Source organism: Klebsiella sp. KP20-425-1 (genome assembly GCF_025813515.1).
Classification (GTDB): Bacteria; Pseudomonadota; Gammaproteobacteria; order Enterobacterales; family Enterobacteriaceae; genus Klebsiella; species Klebsiella pneumoniae.
This window is the reverse complement of record NZ_CP109614.1, coordinates 3,640,672-3,658,920: the sequence shown is the minus strand read 5'-3', so window position 1 is coordinate 3,658,920 and position 18,249 is coordinate 3,640,672. Positions and strand designations below refer to the sequence as shown.

Sequence of the window (18,249 nt, the reverse complement as noted above, 5' to 3'; positions counted from 1 at the left end):
GTTCCCCCTGGGTGCGTGAAGATTGATAATCATAAAGAGCCTGACAGTATACCTGAACTGATGAAAAAGTCGGGTGAAATGTCTGTCGGCAGGCGTTCGTGGCGGGCTATCATCCCATCCCTCGCCGCGGATTGCATCGCCATTTTTGTAAAACAATTTCTGCAAACCGGCTTTGGCGGATGCTGCCTGGCAGCGGAGAATAACAGCCTGCTCTGGCCTGTCAATGGTCTGGCGGGAATTCTTCTTGCGGCTGCCAGACGGCCTGGCTATTTAATACCCGCAGGGTGGTGAAATCGTCGCGGATTTCGAGGAGGCTCCAGGCGCCATGGGCAATGGGAAAGTGCCACATCGCCGCCGCAGGCATCTGCAACAGCAGGGCGGTCAGCAGGCTCAGGACGCCCTGATGGCCGACGATCAGCAGATGGTCAAGATGGCGGCAGTCGGTCAGCGTTGGGATAAACTCGCTGACGCGGCGGGCAAAATTCTGAAAGCTTTCGCCGTTGGTGGGGGCCGCATGCTGCCAGTCGGCACACCAGGCGGCATAGTTTTCCGCATCTTCTCGCTGGAGGTCGCGATGATGACGCATCTCCCAGTCGCCGAAAAACATCTCATTGAGCGCGGGATGGCGCTCACGCGGAATAGCGCGGTCGCCAAGCAGCAGATCGGCCGTTGTCCCGGTCCGCGCCAGCTCGCTACAGAATACTTTATCGAAAGGCGCCAGGCGCAGCCGTTCGCCGAGCGCGCGCGCCTGAGCGACGCCGCGCGGCGTCAGGGGCGTTGGGGCATGGCCGCTGTATAACCCGGCAACGTTGGCTTCGGTTTCGCCATGGCGAACTAACCACAATTTCATGAACAGGCTCTGACAGGCGATGAAAAGATGGCGTTACGATAGCGCTTTTTTCGCGCCAGGCCCAGCCTGGGGTTAGCAATAGAGTCCCTGCTCGCGGATGTAATCCAGCACGGCGGCAGGCAGCATCTCGTCGCAGGACTCGCCGCGCTCAAGGCGCTGGCGGATGATCGTCGCGGAAATATCGAACCACGGCGTCTCAGCCAGGTAGATCACGCCGGAAGGGCGGTTATGCAGAGACTCCACGTCGTGGGTTAAATGGCGATCCAGCCAGCGCTGATCCGCTTCCTGCGCCATGGTCAGCGGGTAACCCGGGCGGCGGCAAACAATCAGGTGGACATTGTCGAGAATGATTTCATAGTTGTGCCAGGTGGGAAAGGTCAGTAGCGAATCCTGGCCAATGATAAACGCCAGCGGTTTGCGCGGCCCCTGCTCCTGGCGCCACTCCTGCAGCGTTTGCGCCGTCCAGGAGGGGGTATCGCGCCGTAGTTCGCGTTCATCGAGCGTGAACAGCGGTTTATCGGCAATCGCCAGCTTCAGCATGTGCACGCGCTGGGCGCTGGTGGCTTCCGGCTGCGGCCGGTGCGGCGGGACGTTGTTAGGCATGATGATGACCTTGCTCAGGCCAATCTGATTCGCCAGGATCTCAACCGGCTTGAGGTGACCGTAATGCACCGGATCGAAGGTGCCGCCATAGATTGCCTGTAACTGAGTCATATCAACCATCAATAAAAACGTCCGCCAGGGCTTTGTGGCAGAGCAACAACGAAAGACTTTCCAGTTCGGGCCAGACGTCGTGCCCGTAATCCTGTTTAAAGGTGAGCTCCGCGCGGGTCAGAAGGGTCACCGCCTGGCGCAGCTGTTCCCCGCTCAGGCGCGTGAGGGCGTCGCTGAGCAGCTGACGGCGGTTTTGCCAGACCCGATGTTTATCAAACAGCGAGCGCAGCGGCGTGTGCGTCGCCTGGCGCTTGAGGGTAACCAGCAGCAGCAGCTCCCGCTGCAGAGTACGCAGCAGGATCGCCGGCTCGCAGCCTTCAAGGCGTAACTGCTGCAGGACGTGCAGCACGCGCTTACTTTTGCCTGCCAGTAGGGCATCGACCCAATGGTAAGGCGTAAAGTGCGCGGCATCGTTTACCGCTTGCTCAACGCGGGGCAGGGTTAGCTTACCGTCCGGCCAGAGCAGCGCCAGACGCTCCAGCGCCTGCGCCAGCGCCAGCAGATTGCCTTCGTAACAGTAGCACAGCAGCTGACTGGCCGCGTCGTCGAGCTGCAGCTGATGCTGTTTGGCCCGGGCGGCCAGCCAGCGCGGCAGCTGCGCGTATTCCGGCGTCTGGCAACTGACCTGGACGGCGCGCTGAGCCAGGGCGGTGAGCCATGCGGCATTCTCCTGGGCTTTGGTCAGCTTATTTCCGCGAACTATCAGCAGCAGGTCGTCGTGCAGCAGGCCAACCAGCGTGGCGAGCTGTTCATTGATCGCCGCGTTGGGGCCGTTTTCCGGTAGGATCAACAGCAGGGTTTGCCGGCTGGCAAACAGGCTCATCGCCTGGCTTAAGGCGAAAATCGCCTGCCAGTCGGTGCTGTTGTCGATTGAAAAAGTATGGTGCTCGGTAAAGCCCTGCGCGGCAGCAGCTTCGCGAATGGCGTCCTGGCTTTCCTGCAACAGCAGGGGATCGTTGCCAAGCAGCAGATAGGCCGCGCGCAGCCCTTCAGTGAGCTGCGCGCGGAGCTGTTCCGGGTACAACCGAATCATCATTGACCCAGCGTGGTGGAGACGCGGTTACCCGAGGAAGCCGGCGCCGCGCTGCTGGCGACCGGTTTCTCTTCCTGCTGGGTTGCTTCAACATCCGCTACCTGAACGCTTGGCAGCTTACGAATCAGCTGTTCCGCCGCTTTGTCGTACATTTCCTGGATAATCATATCCTGCTCGGCGTCTTTCGCTAATGCCGCCTGCGGGTTATCAAAGAACGACCGATAGACCTTGGTGGTAATCGGATAGATATCGTGACCCGGGATCAGGACGCTGGCATGAACGGTCATGACCATCTGATACTCCGCCGTACGACCATCCTGGAACACCGATGCGGTATCTTTCTGAATCGACGAGCCATCGAGGCGCAGAGAAGGGACATCTTTACGCAGCGTGCTGGCGTCGATCAGTTCCACGCCGTTAAGACGCAGCTGATTACGTACCGCGCGGCTTAACGGGCCGTTCGGATCGCTCGACTGGAAAATCATGGTTTTCATGGTGGCGGGCACCTTGGTAGTGCTACGCAAATGCCAGCCACAGCCGGCGGTGACGAGCACCGCCAGAGATAACAACATTGTTACCAGATATCGCACGCTTCCTCCCGCGCTTAGCCAACGACCAGATTGAGCAGTTTACCCGGAACGTAAATCACTTTACGCACGGTTTTACCGTCGAGATATTTCGCCACCAGATGTTCCTGGCCGGCGCGCTCGCGAACCTGCTCTTCAGTTGCATCTACCGCAACGGTAATTTTACCACGAACTTTGCCATTGACCTGGACGACGACGAGGGTGCTGTCTTCCACCATCGCGCTCTCATCCGCCACCGGCCACGGCGCGTTGTCGATATCGCCTTCGCCGTTCAGCTCACGCCACAGGGTGAAGCTGGCGTGCGGAGTGAACGGGTTGAGCATACGCACCACCGCCAGCAGAGCTTCCTGCATCAGCGCACGATCCTGCTCATCTTCCTGCGGCGCTTTCGCCAGCTTGTTCATCAGCTCCATAATTGCCGCGATGGCGGTGTTGAAGGTCTGACGACGGCCGATGTCATCGGTCACTTTGGCGATGGTTTTGTGGATATCGCGACGCAGCGCTTTCTGATCTTCGCTCAGAGCCGCCACGTTCAGTGCCGCAACCTCTCCTTTAGTGGTGTGCTCGTAGACCAGTTTCCAGACGCGTTTCAGGAAGCGGTTCGCCCCTTCAACGCCAGATTCCTGCCACTCGAGGGTCATATCCGCCGGGGACGCAAACATCATGAACAGACGCACGGTATCCGCGCCGTAGCGCTCAACCATCACCTGCGGGTCGATGCCGTTGTTTTTCGACTTGGACATCTTACTCATGCCGGTGTACACCAGCTCGTGGCCCGCCGCGTCTTTGGCCTTCACGATGCGGCCTTTTTCGTCGCGCTCAACGATGGCGTCAACCGGGGAAACCCAGTTACGTTCGCCGTTTTCGCCCACATAGTAGAACGCGTCAGCCAGCACCATGCCCTGGCACAGCAGCTGTTTCGCCGGCTCATCGGAGTTCACCATGCCCGCGTCGCGCATCAGCTTATGGAAGAAGCGGAAGTAGAGCAGGTGCATGATGGCGTGTTCGATACCGCCGATGTAGATATCTACCGGCAGCCAGTAGTTGGCCGCTTTCGAATCCAGCATTCCTTCCTGATACTGCGGGCAGGTGTAGCGCGCATAGTACCAGGAGGATTCCATAAAGGTGTCAAAGGTGTCGGTTTCGCGCAGCGCCGGCTGGCCGTTGACGGTGGTCTTGGCCCATTCAGGATCGGCTTTGATCGGGCTGGTGATGCCGTCCATGACCACGTCTTCCGGCAGGATCACCGGCAGCTGATCTTCCGGGGTCGGCAGCACGGTGCCATCTTCCAGGGTCACCATCGGGATCGGCGCGCCCCAGTAGCGCTGACGGGATACGCCCCAGTCGCGCAGACGGTAGTTAACTTTACGCTCGCCCACGCCCATGGCAGCCAGTTTGTCGGCAATGGCGTTGAAGCCCGCTTCATAATCAAGACCGCTGAACTCGCCGGAGTTAAACAGGACGCCTTTCTCGGTCAGCGCCTGCTCGGAGAGATCCGGCTCGGAGCCGTCGGCAGCGAGGATAACCGGCTTAATGTTCAGACCGTACTTGCTGGCGAACTCGTAGTCGCGCTGGTCGTGACCCGGAACGGCCATTACCGCGCCGGTGCCGTATTCCATCAGCACAAAGTTTGCCGCCCAGACCGGAATTTCTTCACCGGTCAGCGGATGAATGGCTTTAAAGCCGGTATCGACGCCTTTTTTCTCCATCGTCGCCATGTCGGCTTCGGCCACTTTGGTATTGCGGCACTCGTCGATAAAGGTGGCCAGCGCCGGATTATTCGCCGCAGCCTGCTGCGCCAGCGGGTGACCCGCCGCGACGGCCAGGTAGGTACAACCCATAAAGGTGTCCGGACGGGTGGTGTAGACAGTCAGTTTGTCAGCGTAGTCGTTGACGTCAAAGGAGATTTCTACCCCTTCCGAACGGCCGATCCAGTTGCGCTGCATGGTCTTCACGGTGTCCGGCCAGTGGTCCAGCTTATCCAGATCGTTCAGCAGTTCATCGGCGTAGGCGGTGATTTTAATAAACCACTGCGGGATCTCTTTACGCTCGACCTTGGTATCGCAGCGCCAGCAGCAGCCGTCGATAACCTGTTCGTTGGCAAGCACGGTCTGGTCATTCGGGCACCAGTTCACTGCGGAGGTTTTTTTGTACACCAGGCCTTTTTTGTACAGCTCGGTGAAGAACTTCTGCTCCCAGCGGTAGTATTCCGGGGTGCAGGTCGCCAGCTCGCGGCTCCAGTCATAGCCGAAGCCCAGCATTTTTAGCTGGTTTTTCATGTAGGCGATGTTGTCGTAGGTCCACGGCGCTGGCGCGGTGTTGTTTTTCACCGCCGCCCCTTCTGCCGGCAGACCGAACGCATCCCAGCCGATCGGCTGCAGGACGTTTTTGCCCAGCATGCGCTGGTAGCGGGCAATCACGTCGCCGATGGTGTAGTTACGCACGTGACCCATGTGTAGTCGACCAGAAGGATAAGGAAGCATCGACAGGCAGTAATACTTCTCTTTGCTCTCGTCTTCAGTTACTTCAAATGTACGATTTTCGTCCCAGTGAAGCTGGACTTTCGATTCTATCTCTTCCGGGCGGTATTGCTCTTGCATGGCAGCCAGTGGTCCTGTTTTCAATACAGCTACAAAGTGTAGCCAATGGATGTGTTATTTCAGATCGGCATAGCATAGCCCAAACGCCCACGTCAAAACAGCTTTTCGCACATCAACATCGGCAAAAGCTGCGCAGATTATTTCGCGACTCTGTGGCTTGTCAGACACAGCGGGAGAGGAATAAGGTCTATTATCAGAAGACGTTAACCCCACCGGAGGCGAAATGATGAACAAGGTTGCTCAATATTACCGTGAACTGGTCTCCTCGCTCAGCGAACGGCTCCGCCATGGAGAGCGCGATATCGACGCGCTGGTGACGCAGGCGCGGGAAAAAATCGTCCGCGCCGGCGATCTGACGCAGAGCGAGATCGAGTCGGTGATTGCGGCGGTCAAACGCGACCTCGAGGAGTTTGCCCGCAGCTACGAAGAGAGTCACGAAGACGAGAGCGACAGCGTGTTTATGCGGGTGATCAAAGAGAGCCTGTGGCAGGAGCTGGCTGATATCACCGACAAAACCCAGCTCGAGTGGCGGGAAGTCTTTCAGGATCTGAATCATCACGGCGTGTACCACAGCGGCGAAGTGGTCGGTCTGGGCAACCTGGTCTGCGAGAAGTGCCACTATCACCTGGCGGTATACACCCCGGACGTGCTGCCGCGCTGTCCAAAATGTGGCCACGATCAGTTCCAGCGTCGGCCCTTCGAGCCCTAAGCGTGCGAAAAACGATGCGCGAGGCTTCGCGCATCGTGGTTTGTCTTATTTCACCGTGTTGACTTCGGTGCTCTTGAAATACTGTTTTCCACCCATGTCGCTAACATATTTCTGCGATGAGTTCAGTACCAGCTTGTCAGCAGTTAACGTCCCGACGCCGCATTTCGCCAGGCCCAGGATGCCGCAACTTTTACCACCATTGACCACTTTGGTGGCGGTTAACGTCATGTTGCCGCCCGCGCTGAGGGTTGAATAATTGTAGATCGCGCCTTTATTTTTGGTATTTAAGGTCAGGTCGCCGGTGCTGCTGATCTGCCCTTCGTTGGTGATATCTGAGTAGGTCGTGATTGAAATATTTTTGGCAGTAATATTGCCATAATTATTCACTACGCCGTGATCGGTGGTGATATCGGCGGCATTCATATAACCATTTTGGTTCAGCCAGTAGCTGTGGGCGGTAATCGCGTTGGTTGCCTCAATACGACCACTGCTGCTTTGCGCCAGCGTGCCATTGGTCTGCAGATTGATATTTTCGCCGGTGATATTGCCGAGGTTATAGATCTCGCCCGTATTGGCGCTGCCGTCCTGTGTAAGCGACTGAATGGTGGTTTGGCCAGTAGAGTTAATATTGCCGGTGTTTTTAAAGCTGTCGCCGACAAACGTCAGGCTGGTGTGTTTGGCGCTGATTTTGCCTTCATTGAGGAAATCACCGATTGCCGTGGCGGCAATCTGGTTATTTGACAGCAGGGAGGCTTTTTCTTCGTTGCGGATTTTCCCGCCGCTGGTCAGGCTTAATCCACTGGTGCCGGTCATCGTGCCTGAGTCGCCGTTGGTGATGTTGCCGTTAGCGGTGGCAATCAGCTGGCCGCCGGAGAGAGAACCGGTGTTAACGATATAATCGCCACTGGAGAGCATTAAATAATAGGCGCCGGCGATGCTACCGTCATTGGTGATGCCCGTGACGGTGGAAACCTGGCTCAGCAAACCTTTGCCCGTTATTGACCCTTTGTTCAGCAAATTACCGTTGCTGGTGAGCATCAGCGTGCCGTTGGAGATAATAGAACCCTTATTACGTACGCCAAAGCCGATATTATTGCCGACCATGCTGATGCTGTTGGCCTCAATGCCGCCAAGGCTGCTGACGTCGATGCTGTACTGCGGGTTAACCGTCATCTGGATCAGGGTGGCCTTTTTACCGGCGGAGGTCACCGAGCCAGAGCTGTTATCCATGGTGAAGTTGCCCGCGCTGACCAGGGCGTTGTTGGCCTGCACTTTACCGTTAATCTTAATCGCGTCGGCGAGCAGAACCGCGTAGCCGTTGGCGGCGTTCATGCCATTTTCGCCGATGGTGAGGGTGCCTCCCGTTACGGTATAGCTGCCGATGGCGCCATCGTCGGTCATATTAACCTTGCCGGTGGTCAGGATAGCCTTGTTGGTATTAACAAAGCTACAGCCGGAACAGGTGATGCCGTTCGGGTTGGCGATTACCACATCCGCTTTCTGACCGTTGACTTCGATAAAGCCCTTCAGGCTACTGGCGTTTTTGGAGGTCACCTCGTTCAAAATCACCGAAGCGCTGCCGGCGGTCAGATTATTGTTGCGGGCGATATTGCCAAATGTGCTGTGGCTGACATCATCGCCGCTGTTATTGAGGATGGTGCCATTGGTGCCGACGTTGAAGTCGCGGTACAGGTTATGGGAGACACTGGCGGCGTTCGGCTTTTCAATATCGATAACCGTGGCGCCGGAAGAGTGCGTATAGCTTGTGGGGTCGGCATAAACTACCGACGAGGTTAATACTGCCGCCAGTGCGACATAAGAAGCCTTAAACTTAAACATTTTCTTTATTCCTTTAAATAATGATTAATAAATAATGTAAATATGACGAGTCAATAATGTGCGAATTAATACCTCCACTGTAATGAAAAGCCCATATTCAGGGCGTCGCTATGAAACTTATCCGGTTTACTCAGCGGGGTACTAATAAACAGATCGTACTGCGTTGACCATAGCTGACCGCGCAGCCCGCTGACGGCGCCGGAGAGCACTTTGCCTTTTTGATATAGATCGGCGCCGATAAGACGGCCTATATCCGCGCCCAAATAGAATTGCCGCTCGTGGGTGGCCAGATCCCAGATAAAATCGTTGCGCCAGTACCATCCCTGATTGCCGGACAGGCTGTTTTCACCGTCAAAACCGCGCACGCTCCAGCGACTACCAATATTGAATTTATTATCGGAAGCGAGTTTGTCCGGGCTGAACTGGGCGCTGAGGCGGGGAGCCCAGGTAAATTTGTCGCCGGTGGCGTCAAATTTCATCATTGCCTGCAGATTACCATGCACAATCCGCGACAGCGGGCTATACAGCCCGGCCTGCTCTTCCGGCGTTGCTGTCGAGCTGAGCCACGGCAGGCTGCGCTGGATGCCGATGCTGGCATCAACAATCTTTTTGTTAAAGTAGTGCTGGTGGTTGAGGGTGAATTCCCATGAGGGGTTCTGCTTGCGCATCACCAGTAGCTCACTGCCGCCGAAGTAATAATGCGAGGTGCTCTTGGCGATCCGCAGGTCAGCGGTGGTTTTTTGCTGCCGGGTGTGGGAGAGCAGACGACTCAGCGTGGCGCTGTAGTAGCGATTTTTACTCTTATAATCCATCGTCGACCAGTTGCCGTTAAACTGCTGACGATACTGGCTGTATGCCCCGTAGGCGCTTAGTGTCCAGTAGCCAAAGGGAATGGAGTAATACAGGCTGCCGTTGTGGTTGCCGTCGTTATGCTGATTGAATTCAATATCGCCCCCGCCGGAAAGGTACAGGATATCGTTGAGGGTGGTCAGGTCATAGAGATAGAGGGCCCCGCCGGCCTGGTAGCGTCCGCTGGCTTTGCTGCCGGCGTCGTCAAGCCAGGCGCCAAGCTGCCATTTTTTCGCCAGGCTGCGGGCGATCTGGATATCGCTTTCTCCCTCGTGTTGGCCCGGCAACAGTTTCATGTGCGCGGTGGCGCCGGGCAGACGCTGCAGGTTGGCCATCCCTTGCTCAAGGTCGCTTAAGCGCAGGATAGTACCGGAAGAGGTGGGTAGGGAATTCCACAGGCGGGTGGTGTCCGAGCCGTCGGCATAGTCGATAGCGCCCACTTTGCCATAGTGCAGCGTGAACCTGAGTATGCCGTGCTCCAGCGACTGGGAGGGCACATCAATCAGCGAGGTGATGTAGCCTTGCGCGATCAGCTCATTTTGCAAGGTATAGGCCAGCAGGCGAATGCCTTCGCTACCCAGACAGCGTCCCTGCGCCTGCCGTGCGGTTTTCGCCAGTAATTTCCGGGTGAGCGCCTGGTTATCGGAGTCGATATCGACCCGGTTGATCAATTTGCAATGCGTTTCCTCAGGAAAAGGGATCCCCTGCGGCGCCACGCGCTGTTGTGAAGACTGAAAATCCTGTTGCTGCGGCGCCAGCGCCTCCTGGCGGGCTTTATCCTGCTCCGTCTGGTGAGTAGAAGAGGCCAATGGCGCGGCCCCGGCGGCTGAGGTGCCCGCCAGCGTGATAAACAGCAGCCCGGTGAGCGTGCGAGATCGAATTAACATGAAGCAATATCCATTTGTTTCATTGGTTTGGTGGCGCATCCATTATTCTGCGAGCGGCAGAGAATATTGATGGCCTTTATTTCGGCGCAGGCGAGGTCAGGCAAGAATATTATATTCAATTAATAAAATAATCGTGCGACGAACCTGTTACGAGGCGTTATATGCTAGCGGCGGTGGCAAGGCCGGTCCACGAATTCATTATTGAATTCTTTATGAATTGATCGATTTAATAAATAAGTTCAGCTTTTATCGCCCAGGTTTATTGGGTACGTAAATGATAGTAGCGATAATCTGCCGCATAAATAACATTGGCGAATAATATGGCGGAAAAGATTAACTGCGCATACCGGGCGGTATGCGCAGAGAAAAACCATTAATGAAGTATTTTGGCGAGGAAATCTTTGGCACGCTCGGATTGCGGATTGGCAAAGAAGGCCTCTTTATCGGCATCCTCGACAATCTTCCCTTCATCCATAAAGATCACCCGGTTCGCCACCTTGCGGGCAAAGCCCATCTCATGGGTCACGACCATCATGGTCATCCCCTCGTTGGCCAGTTCGACCATAACGTCCAGCACCTCGTTAATCATCTCCGGGTCAAGCGCTGAGGTGGGCTCATCAAACAGCATGGCGATTGGGTCCATACACAGGGCACGGGCAATGGCCACGCGCTGCTGCTGGCCGCCGGAGAGTTGCGCCGGGTATTTTTCCGCATGCGCCGCCAGGCCAACGCGCTCCAGCAACTTGAGGCCTTTCTTGCGCGCTGAGGCTTTATCGCGGTTAAGCACTTTGACCTGCGCCAGCGTCAGGTTGTCGATAATCGACAGATGCGGGAACAGTTCAAAATGCTGAAACACCATGCCGACGTGCGAGCGCAGTTTAGCCAGGTTGGTCTTTTTATCGTTAACCACGGTGCCATCGACAATAATCTGCCCCTGCTGTACCGGCTCAAGGCCGTTCACAGTCTTAATCAGCGTGGATTTACCGGAGCCTGACGGCCCGCAGACCACCACGACTTCGCCTTTTTTCACTTCCGTGGAGCAATCGGTCAGCACCTGAAAGTGACCATACCATTTTGAAACGTTTTTCAGGGTAATCATTACACAGTCCTTTTCTTCAACCAGCTGACCAACAGCGAGGCGCTGAGGCTAATCACAAAATAGACGCCGCCCGCGAACAGGATCATTTCGACCTGGGTTCCGTCACGCTCGCCAATGGTGGAGGCGGTACGGAAGAAGTCGGCGAGACTCAATACATACACCAGCGAGGTATCCTGGAACAGGACGATCCCCTGGGTTAGCAGCAGCGGCACCATGGCGCGGAAGGCCTGCGGCAGGATCACCAGCCGCATTGACTGCCAGTGGGTCATCCCCAACGCCAGCGCGGCGCTGGACTGGCCGCGGGAGATGCTCTGAATGCCGGCGCGGATAATCTCTGAATAGTAGGCGGCTTCGAACATCGAAAACGCCACCATCGCCGAGATCAGGCGAATATCCGTTTTCGGCGACAGTCCCAGCACGTTCTGCAGGAAGCCCGGGACAATCAGGTAGAACCACAGCAGGACCATCACCAGTGGGATTGAGCGGAATACGTTGACGTAGGATTTAGCAAACCAGGCCAGCGGCAGAAAGCTGGACAGGCGCATAACCGCCAGCAGGGTGCCCCAGACGATGCCGACCACGATGGCGATCACCGTAATCTTCAGGGTGATCACCAGCCCTGCCAGCAGATAGGGCATGGAGGGAACGATCGAACTCCAGTCAAAATCGTACATTATTTGCCTCCCATATTGCCAGGCAGGCGAACCTTACGCTCGACCACATACATAATCAGCATAATCACCGCGTTGATGAAAACATAGGCCAGGGTGATGGCGGTAAAAGACTCCCAGGCATGAGCGGAGTAGTCCAGCAGTTTGCCCGCCTGCGCGGCCATATCGGCCAGACCGATGGTGGAGGCGATGGCCGAGTTTTTCACCAGGTTCATCATCTCCGAGGTCATCGGCGGCACGATAACGCGGTAGGCGTTCGGCAGCAGCACGTAGCGGTAGGTTTGCGGCAGGGTCAGGCCCATCGCCAGGCCGGCGTTCTTCTGCCCGCGCGGCAGCGACTGGATGGCGGCGCGTACCTGCTCGCAGACGCGAGCGGCGGTAAACAGCCCCAGGCACAGCATGGAGGAGACAAAGAATTGAATGTTTGGGTCCAGCTCCGATTTAAACCACATGCCGATATTTTCCGGCAGGAACTCCGGCACCACCAGGTACCAGGTAAAGAACTGCACGATCAGCGGCACGTTGCGAAACAGTTCGACATAGCAGGTGCCAATGCCCGAGAGGAAGCGATTGGGTACCGTGCGTAAAATGCCGAACAGTGAGCCGACGAGAAAAGCGATGATCCAGGCCGAGATGGAGAGGGCGACGGTGATTTGAAAACCGCTCCACAGCCAGCCCAGGTAGGTAGTGTTGCCGAAGGGGGCCTGTTGCAGGAATATCCCCCAGTTCCAGTCTATTGACATACATGACTCCTGGAAAAAAAAGGGTAGCCAGTGCTACCCTCGAAGACGGTTGTCCAGCTTGTTTCGGTATTCGCGGCGGCTGGGGAACGACCAGCCGCCGTATAGTCTGTCCGTGCTGTGACAATCATCGGGAGGGCAGGATATCCCGCCCCTGGTTGTTATAATTAGTTCAGTGCTTTGTCGTTAGGTGATTTGAACAGCGCTTTCATGTCGTCCGACAGCTCGAAGTTGAGGTTAAGATTTTTTGGCGGAATAGGGTTTTTGAACCATTTGTCAAACCACTTCTCCGCTTCGCCAGAGGTCTGAGCCTGGGCGACGGTTTCATCAACCAGCGCCTTGAACGTCGGATCGTCCTTCCGCAGCATGCAGCCATAGGCTTCCTTCGACTGCGGGGTGCCGACGATTTCCCAGTTATCCGGTTTCTTCGCCTTGGCGCGTTCGCCAGCCAGCAGGGCATCATCCATCATAAAGGCCACGGCGCGTCCGCTCTCCAGGGTGCGGAAAGAGTCGCCATGATCTTTGGCGCTGATAATGCGCATATTCATTTTTTTCTCATCGTTCAGCTTATGCAGCAGGATCTCCGAGGTGGTTCCGGAGGTGACGACGACCGCTTTATCCTTCAGGTCCGGGAAATCTTTGATCGGACCGCCTTTCTTCACCAGCAGACGGGTACCGACCACGAAGATGGTATTGGAGAAGGCCGCCTGTTTCTGGCGCTCAAGGTTGTTGGTGGTTGAGCCGCACTCGAAATCAAAGGTGCCATTCTGCAGCAACGGGATACGGTTCTGCGAGGTGACCGGGATCAGTTTGACCTGCAGATCGGGTTTGTTCAGTTTTTTCTTGATGGCATCGACGATGGCGTTGGAATAATCCTGAGAGTAGCCCACAACCTTCTGCTGGTTATCGTAGTAAGAGAACGGGACCGAAGATTCACGATGGCCGACAACGATAACCCCGTTTTTGGCGATCTTATCCAGGGTGTTCTGGCCAGCCGCCGGGGCAGCATCTTCCGCCTGCGCCAGACCAGCGGTCATTCCCATTACCAGCATTGCCGTGGCCAGTTTACGTAATTGCATATCCAACTCCTTATCCGCAGCGTCAGCGACGCTATTGATACCCATTGTGATTGTGTGTGTTGTTATTGGGGGCACGCGTCCACGTGCCGCATTTGTATGTGTTTGTTAGCATTTAGTTTGGCTTAATGTAAAGATTTTGCTGCTTTATTGTTTATTTTTGCGAAGCGCTCCGCACCAATCGGAGGCAAATATCTTCCATTGCACCAAAATAGCGCGACCACCGATCGTTTCTGGTGCAACCCGGTTGCACTGGGTCGGACGAGGCCGCTACCAGGTTAAATAAAGCAATGACTGTGCCAGAGTGGCAGATGATGGGAAGAAAAAGCCGGCGACGGGCGTCGCCGGCGGAGAAACTTATCGGCGACGCTGGCGCAGGCTCATCAGCAGCGCGGCGAAACCAAACAGCGCCGTCAGCGCCCATAGCGGCCAGTTGCCGGTGCGGGCGTAAGGGGTTAAGCCGCTGGTGGGGGTCACGGTGGTGGTCAACACCTCGCGGGTAAACTGCGGGATCATCTTCTGGATCTCGCCGCGCGGGCCGATCACCGCAGTAATGCCGTTGTTGGTGCTGCGCAGCAGCGGGCGGGCCAGCTCCAGGGCGCGCATTCGCGCCATCTGGAAGTGTTGCCACGGGCCGATGGACTTGCCGAACCAGGCGTCGTTGGAGATGGTCAGCAGGAAGTCGGTGTCCGGCCGGAAGTTATCCCGCACCTGTTCACCGAGGATTATCTCGTAGCAGATGGCCGCGGTCAGCTTCAGGTTATGCGCCATCAGCTGCGGCTGCACGTAGGGGCCGCGGCTGAAGGAGGACATCGGCAGGTCAAAGAACGGCGCCAGCGGACGCAGAATCGACTCCAGCGGTACAAACTCGCCGAACGGCACCAGATGGTTCTTGTTGTAGCGGTTGGTCGAGTCGTAGCGGTACGGGTTATCTTTGCCGAGAGTAATGATGGTGTTGTAGGTATCGTAACGGTTCTGCTTGTTGAGACGCGCATCGACAATGCCGGTGATCAGCGAGCTGTCTTTTGCGCGCAGCAGATCGTCCATCATGCTGAGGAACTGCTGCTGGTTGATCTCCAGATCCGGGATCGCCGATTCAGGCCAGATAATCAGCTGCGAGTGGCCGATATGCGGCTGGGTCAGCGCCAGGTAGGTTTTCAGGGTATTGACCAGCTGCTTTTCGTCCCATTTCATGGCCTGTGGGATATCGCCTTGCACCAGCGAGACCTGGGTCGCGCGCGCCGGCAGCAGCTGATACCACTGGATATAGCGCAGCGGGAAGGGCAGGGCGAACAGCAGCGCGGCAATCGCCAGCGGCTTCCAGTTGCGCTGGACGAGGGCCAGGGCCAGCAGGCCGCTGACTACCATCAGCAGGAAGTTAATCGCCTCGACGCCCATCACCGGCGCGAGACCTTTCAGCGGGCCGTCAATCTGGCTGTAGCCGAACTGTAGCCACGGAAAGCCGGTCAGCACCCAGCCGCGCAGGAACTCGGTGATTTGCCAGACGACAGGGGCAGCGATAGCCATCCGTATCCAGTTAGTTTTAGGCCACAGACGGGCGAGCAGGCCGGCAAACAGGCCGGTGTAGAGCGAGAGATAGGCCGCCAGCAGAACGACGAGGAAGACGTTAACCGGGCCGGGCATTCCGCCAAACTGCGCGATGCTGACATAGACCCAGTTGATACCCGTGCCGAACAGCCCGAGTCCCCAGAAATAGCCGATCCCGGCGCTTTGCAGCGGGCGTCGGTTGAGGGTTAACGCCTGCAGACCGATCAGCGAAACGATAGCCGCTGGCCAGAAGTCATAAGGTGAAAAAGCCAGCGTTCCGCTGGCTCCAAACAACAGCGCCAGCAACAGACGTATGCGCTGGCGTTCAAGAAGAGAGGCAAATACCATTTAGGTTAATCGTCCCGTTAATTAACGCCTGCTGCTACAGGCTATTCTTTTTGCCAGCCGGACGCGGGGCACCTACAACCGTGTATGACTCGCGGTCTCCCGGCTGGCCATTTCAGCGCTACCGCTTACTCTTCCAGCTTCGGCTGGGGAGCGTCATCGGGCAGCTTTACATGCACCTGAATGATACGACGACTATCTGCCATTGCTACCTTGAATTGGTAACCATCAATGTCGATAGATTCGCCGCGGGCCGGCAGATGGCCGAAGGCCTGCATCACCAGCCCGCCAATGGTATCCACTTCTTCATCGCTAAAGTGCGTGTCGAAGGCGTCGTTGAAGTCTTCGATGGAGGCCAGGGCGCGCACCGTCCAGGTGTGGCGGCTCAGCTGGCGGAAATCGATATCTTCTTCTTCGTCGTACTCGTCTTCAATTTCCCCGACGATGAGCTCAAGGATATCCTCGATGGTCACCAGGCCAGAGACGCCGCCGAATTCGTCAATAACGATCGCCATATGATAGCGCTGTGAGCGAAACTCTTTCAGCATGCGGTCGACCCGCTTGCTTTCCGGGACGACAACCGCCGGCCGTAACACTTTTTCCATGCTGAAGGCTTCGGCGTCGCTGCGCATAAACGGCAGCAGATCCTTGGCCATCAGAATCCCTTCGATGTGATCTTTATCTTCACTGATGACCGGGAAACGCGAGTGGGCGGATTCGATGATGACATCCAGGCACTCGTCCAGCGTCTGGTTGCGTTTCAGGGTTATCATTTGTGAACGGGGGATCATAATGTCGCGGACCCGCTGGTCGGCGATATCCATTACCCCTTCGAGCATGTCACGCGTATCTTCATCGATAAGGTCGTTTTGCCCGGAATCACGGATCAGCGCCAGCAGTTCATCGCGGTTTTTCGGTTCCCCGTGAAAAAGCTGGCTGAGTAACAGGGAGAAAAATCCCTTTTTGCTGTTTACTGTGTCACTACTGTGTGAATTGTCGTCGCTCATGGCGTCGTTTGGGTTCTCATGTTGATTTAACTGTCGCTCGTCGCGCGTAAACTCAGCGCCGGACGGCATGGGTTGCCTGACTTTCTGGCAGGTAAAACGCAGAAACAGCGGCCGGATGAGGCGCAAGCACCGCCATCCGGCTGGGCGCTATTCCGCAATCTTCTCGGAAATGTACGGGTCCTCATAGCCCAGAGCAAGCATTATCTCTGTTTCAAGGCCTTCCATCTCTTCCGCTTCGTCGTCTTCGATATGATCGTAGCCCAGCAGATGCAGGCTACCGTGCACCACCATATGCGCCCAGTGCGCCTCCAGCGGCTTACCTTGCTCGCTGGCTTCTTGTTCTACCACCTGACGGCAGATGATCAGATCGCCGAGCAGCGGCATTTCAATTCCCGGCGGCGCTTCAAACGGGAAGGAGAGGACGTTGGTCGGCTTATCCTTGCCGCGATAGGTCAGGTTCAGCTCATGGCTTTCTGCAACGTCGACCAGACGAATCGTTAACTCTGACTCCTCCTGAAACGGCGGAATGACGGCGTCGACCCAGCGTTGGAAAAGGGCTTCGTCCGGCAGGCCGCTGGTCTCTTCGCAGGCCAGCTGTAAATCGAGGATCACCTGACTCATTTTTGCTCCTGTTCCTGGGCTTCGCGTTTGCGCTCGGCGGCCAGCTCTGCTTTACGTTTCTGATCTGCGGCTTCCCATGCCTCATAGGCGTTCACGATGCGGGCGACCACCGGATGGCGCACCACGTCTTCGCTATGGAAGAAGTTAAAGCTGATCTCATCGACTTCCGCCAGCACTTCGATGGCATGGCGCAGACCGGATTTGGTGCTGCGTGGCAGGTCAATCTGCGTGATGTCGCCGGTGATCACCGCCTTGGAGTTAAAGCCGATGCGGGTCAGGAACATCTTCATCTGTTCGATGGTGGTGTTCTGGCTTTCATCAAGAATGATAAAGGCGTCATTCAGCGTCCGTCCGCGCATATAGGCCAGCGGGGCCACTTCGATGACGTTACGCTCAATCAGCTTCTCCACTTTCTCAAAGCCGAGCATCTCAAACAGCGCGTCATACAGCGGGCGCAGATACGGGTCGACCTTCTGGCTCAGATCGCCGGGCAGGAAGCCGAGCTTTTCGCCTGCCTCGACGGCCGGACGGGTCAGCAGAATACGGCGGATCTCCTGGCGCTCCAGCGCATCGACCGCCGCCGCCACCGCCAGATAGGTTTTACCCGTACCCGCCGGACCCACGCCGAAAGTGATGTCGTGATCGAGGATATTGGCGATGTACTGCGCCTGGTTCGGCGTACGCGGTTTGATTACCCCGCGCTTGGTCTTGATATTGACGGCTTTACCGTACTCAGGCACGCTTTCGGCGCTCTGCTCCAGTACGCGCGCTTCCTTGATCGCCAGGTGGATCTGCTCTGGTTCAATATCCTGAATCTGACCGCGCATTGGCGCTGTGTCGACATACAGGCTGCGCAGAATATCGGCGGCAGCGTGCACGCACAGGGCGCGACCGGTCAGCTTAAAGTGATTGTCACGGCGGTTGATCTCAATGCCTAACCGACGCTCCAGCTGTTTAATGTTGTCGTCAAACGGGCCGCACAGGGCTAACAGGCGTGCGTTATCCGCTGGCTCCAGGGTAATCTCACGAGTGTCTATGTTCAAACTATTCCTCTTTACGCAGGTGGCCGGACGC

General features: G+C 56.6%; 16 protein-coding genes. 1 reads left to right on the top strand and 15 read right to left on the bottom strand.

The features are described 5' to 3' along the window. Positions 1–220: 220 nt before the first annotated feature. The 5 genes from OHJ17_RS18060 to leuS all read right to left on the bottom strand — a co-directional run bounded on the left by OHJ17_RS18060 (position 221) and on the right by leuS (position 5,784). Entirely contained in the window at positions 221–850 is a 630-nt protein-coding gene (locus OHJ17_RS18060; RefSeq protein WP_004191320.1) for an adenosylcobalamin/alpha-ribazole phosphatase, read from the bottom strand. A 72-nt stretch (positions 851–922) separates the two neighbouring features. After that, positions 923–1,573 carry a nicotinate-nucleotide adenylyltransferase gene (gene nadD / locus OHJ17_RS18055; protein WP_032432800.1) on the bottom strand — a complete coding sequence of 217 codons (651 nt, stop codon included), beginning with the start codon at positions 1,571–1,573 and terminating at the stop codon, positions 923–925. Then, the gene (gene holA, locus OHJ17_RS18050; protein WP_002894692.1) at positions 1,566–2,597 is read right to left on the bottom strand and encodes a DNA polymerase III subunit delta; all 1,032 of its coding nucleotides are present in this window, start codon (positions 2,595–2,597) and stop codon (positions 1,566–1,568) included. Before holA ends, nadD begins: the two co-directional genes overlap by 8 nt. After that, complete coding sequence (gene lptE, locus OHJ17_RS18045; protein WP_002894693.1) at positions 2,597–3,187, bottom strand: LPS assembly lipoprotein LptE; 591 nt, start codon at positions 3,185–3,187, stop codon at positions 2,597–2,599. The genes holA and lptE overlap by 1 nt, the downstream gene beginning before the upstream one ends. A 14-nt stretch (positions 3,188–3,201) precedes the next feature. Continuing rightward, the gene (leuS, locus tag OHJ17_RS18040) at positions 3,202–5,784 is read right to left on the bottom strand and encodes a leucine--tRNA ligase (RefSeq protein WP_004147581.1); all 2,583 of its coding nucleotides are present in this window, start codon (positions 5,782–5,784) and stop codon (positions 3,202–3,204) included. 226 nt (positions 5,785–6,010) lie between these two features. On the opposite strand from leuS, the gene OHJ17_RS18035 reads away from it, so the two are divergent. Beyond that, positions 6,011–6,493, top strand: coding sequence for a zinc ribbon-containing protein (locus OHJ17_RS18035; protein WP_002894699.1), 483 nt, complete (start codon positions 6,011–6,013; stop codon positions 6,491–6,493). A 45-nt stretch (positions 6,494–6,538) separates the two neighbouring features. Here OHJ17_RS18035 and OHJ17_RS18030 read toward each other — a convergent pair whose 3' ends face one another. The 10 genes from OHJ17_RS18030 to OHJ17_RS17985 form a co-directional block, all read right to left on the bottom strand. Continuing rightward, a complete protein-coding gene (locus OHJ17_RS18030; RefSeq protein WP_032432803.1) occupies positions 6,539–8,332 on the bottom strand; it encodes a filamentous hemagglutinin N-terminal domain-containing protein in 1,794 nt (597 codons plus the stop codon). Between the two features lie 65 nt (positions 8,333–8,397). Then, entirely contained in the window at positions 8,398–10,068 is a 1,671-nt protein-coding gene (locus OHJ17_RS18025; protein WP_004176875.1) for a ShlB/FhaC/HecB family hemolysin secretion/activation protein, read from the bottom strand. A gap of 373 nt (positions 10,069–10,441) precedes the next feature. Beyond that, positions 10,442–11,167 carry an amino acid ABC transporter ATP-binding protein gene (locus OHJ17_RS18020; protein WP_002894706.1) on the bottom strand — a complete coding sequence of 242 codons (726 nt, stop codon included), beginning with the start codon at positions 11,165–11,167 and terminating at the stop codon, positions 10,442–10,444. Continuing rightward, a complete protein-coding gene (gene gltK / locus OHJ17_RS18015) occupies positions 11,167–11,841 on the bottom strand; it encodes a glutamate/aspartate ABC transporter permease GltK (protein WP_002894707.1) in 675 nt (224 codons plus the stop codon). Before gltK ends, OHJ17_RS18020 begins: the two co-directional genes overlap by 1 nt. After that, positions 11,841–12,581, bottom strand: coding sequence for an amino acid ABC transporter permease (locus OHJ17_RS18010; protein ID WP_002894709.1), 741 nt, complete (start codon positions 12,579–12,581; stop codon positions 11,841–11,843). The genes gltK and OHJ17_RS18010 overlap by 1 nt, the downstream gene beginning before the upstream one ends. A gap of 164 nt (positions 12,582–12,745) precedes the next feature. Further along, complete coding sequence (locus OHJ17_RS18005; RefSeq protein WP_032432805.1) at positions 12,746–13,657, bottom strand: amino acid ABC transporter substrate-binding protein; 912 nt, start codon at positions 13,655–13,657, stop codon at positions 12,746–12,748. A 354-nt stretch (positions 13,658–14,011) separates the two neighbouring features. Beyond that, a complete protein-coding gene (lnt, locus tag OHJ17_RS18000; RefSeq protein WP_004147589.1) occupies positions 14,012–15,550 on the bottom strand; it encodes an apolipoprotein N-acyltransferase in 1,539 nt (512 codons plus the stop codon). A 125-nt stretch (positions 15,551–15,675) separates the two neighbouring features. Next, positions 15,676–16,554, bottom strand: a complete 879-nt coding sequence (gene corC, locus OHJ17_RS17995; RefSeq protein ID WP_004197606.1) for a CNNM family magnesium/cobalt transport protein CorC — start codon at positions 16,552–16,554, stop codon at positions 15,676–15,678. Positions 16,555–16,701: 147 nt separating this feature from the next. Continuing rightward, the gene (ybeY, locus tag OHJ17_RS17990; protein WP_002894722.1) at positions 16,702–17,175 is read right to left on the bottom strand and encodes an rRNA maturation RNase YbeY; all 474 of its coding nucleotides are present in this window, start codon (positions 17,173–17,175) and stop codon (positions 16,702–16,704) included. Further along, positions 17,172–18,218 (bottom strand): PhoH family protein, encoded by a 1,047-nt coding sequence (locus OHJ17_RS17985; protein ID WP_004176871.1) that lies wholly within the window; start codon positions 18,216–18,218, stop codon positions 17,172–17,174. Before OHJ17_RS17985 ends, ybeY begins: the two co-directional genes overlap by 4 nt. Positions 18,219–18,249 lie beyond the last annotated feature (31 nt).

What these genes read in the sequence shown, in the direction of transcription:
- ybeY (WP_002894722.1), bottom strand. Translation starts at nt 17,175, where the DNA reads ATGAGTCAGGTGATCCTCGATTTACAGCTGGCCTGCGAAGAGACCAGC.
- OHJ17_RS18025 (WP_004176875.1), bottom strand. Translation starts at nt 10,068, where the DNA reads ATGTTAATTCGATCTCGCACGCTCACCGGGCTGCTGTTTATCACGCTG.
- OHJ17_RS18005 (WP_032432805.1), bottom strand. Translation starts at nt 13,657, where the DNA reads ATGCAATTACGTAAACTGGCCACGGCAATGCTGGTAATGGGAATGACC.
- holA (WP_002894692.1), bottom strand. Translation starts at nt 2,597, where the DNA reads ATGATTCGGTTGTACCCGGAACAGCTCCGCGCGCAGCTCACTGAAGGG.
- corC (WP_004197606.1), bottom strand. Translation starts at nt 16,554, where the DNA reads ATGAGCGACGACAATTCACACAGTAGTGACACAGTAAACAGCAAAAAG.
- lnt (WP_004147589.1), bottom strand. Translation starts at nt 15,550, where the DNA reads ATGGTATTTGCCTCTCTTCTTGAACGCCAGCGCATACGTCTGTTGCTG.
- nadD (WP_032432800.1), bottom strand. Translation starts at nt 1,573, where the DNA reads ATGGTTGATATGACTCAGTTACAGGCAATCTATGGCGGCACCTTCGAT.
- OHJ17_RS18020 (WP_002894706.1), bottom strand. Translation starts at nt 11,167, where the DNA reads ATGATTACCCTGAAAAACGTTTCAAAATGGTATGGTCACTTTCAGGTG.
- OHJ17_RS18010 (WP_002894709.1), bottom strand. Translation starts at nt 12,581, where the DNA reads ATGTCAATAGACTGGAACTGGGGGATATTCCTGCAACAGGCCCCCTTC.
- OHJ17_RS18060 (WP_004191320.1), bottom strand. Translation starts at nt 850, where the DNA reads ATGAAATTGTGGTTAGTTCGCCATGGCGAAACCGAAGCCAACGTTGCC.
- gltK (WP_002894707.1), bottom strand. Translation starts at nt 11,841, where the DNA reads ATGTACGATTTTGACTGGAGTTCGATCGTTCCCTCCATGCCCTATCTG.
- leuS (WP_004147581.1), bottom strand. Translation starts at nt 5,784, where the DNA reads ATGCAAGAGCAATACCGCCCGGAAGAGATAGAATCGAAAGTCCAGCTT.
- OHJ17_RS18030 (WP_032432803.1), bottom strand. Translation starts at nt 8,332, where the DNA reads ATGTTTAAGTTTAAGGCTTCTTATGTCGCACTGGCGGCAGTATTAACC.
- OHJ17_RS18035 (WP_002894699.1), top strand. Translation starts at nt 6,011, where the DNA reads ATGAACAAGGTTGCTCAATATTACCGTGAACTGGTCTCCTCGCTCAGC.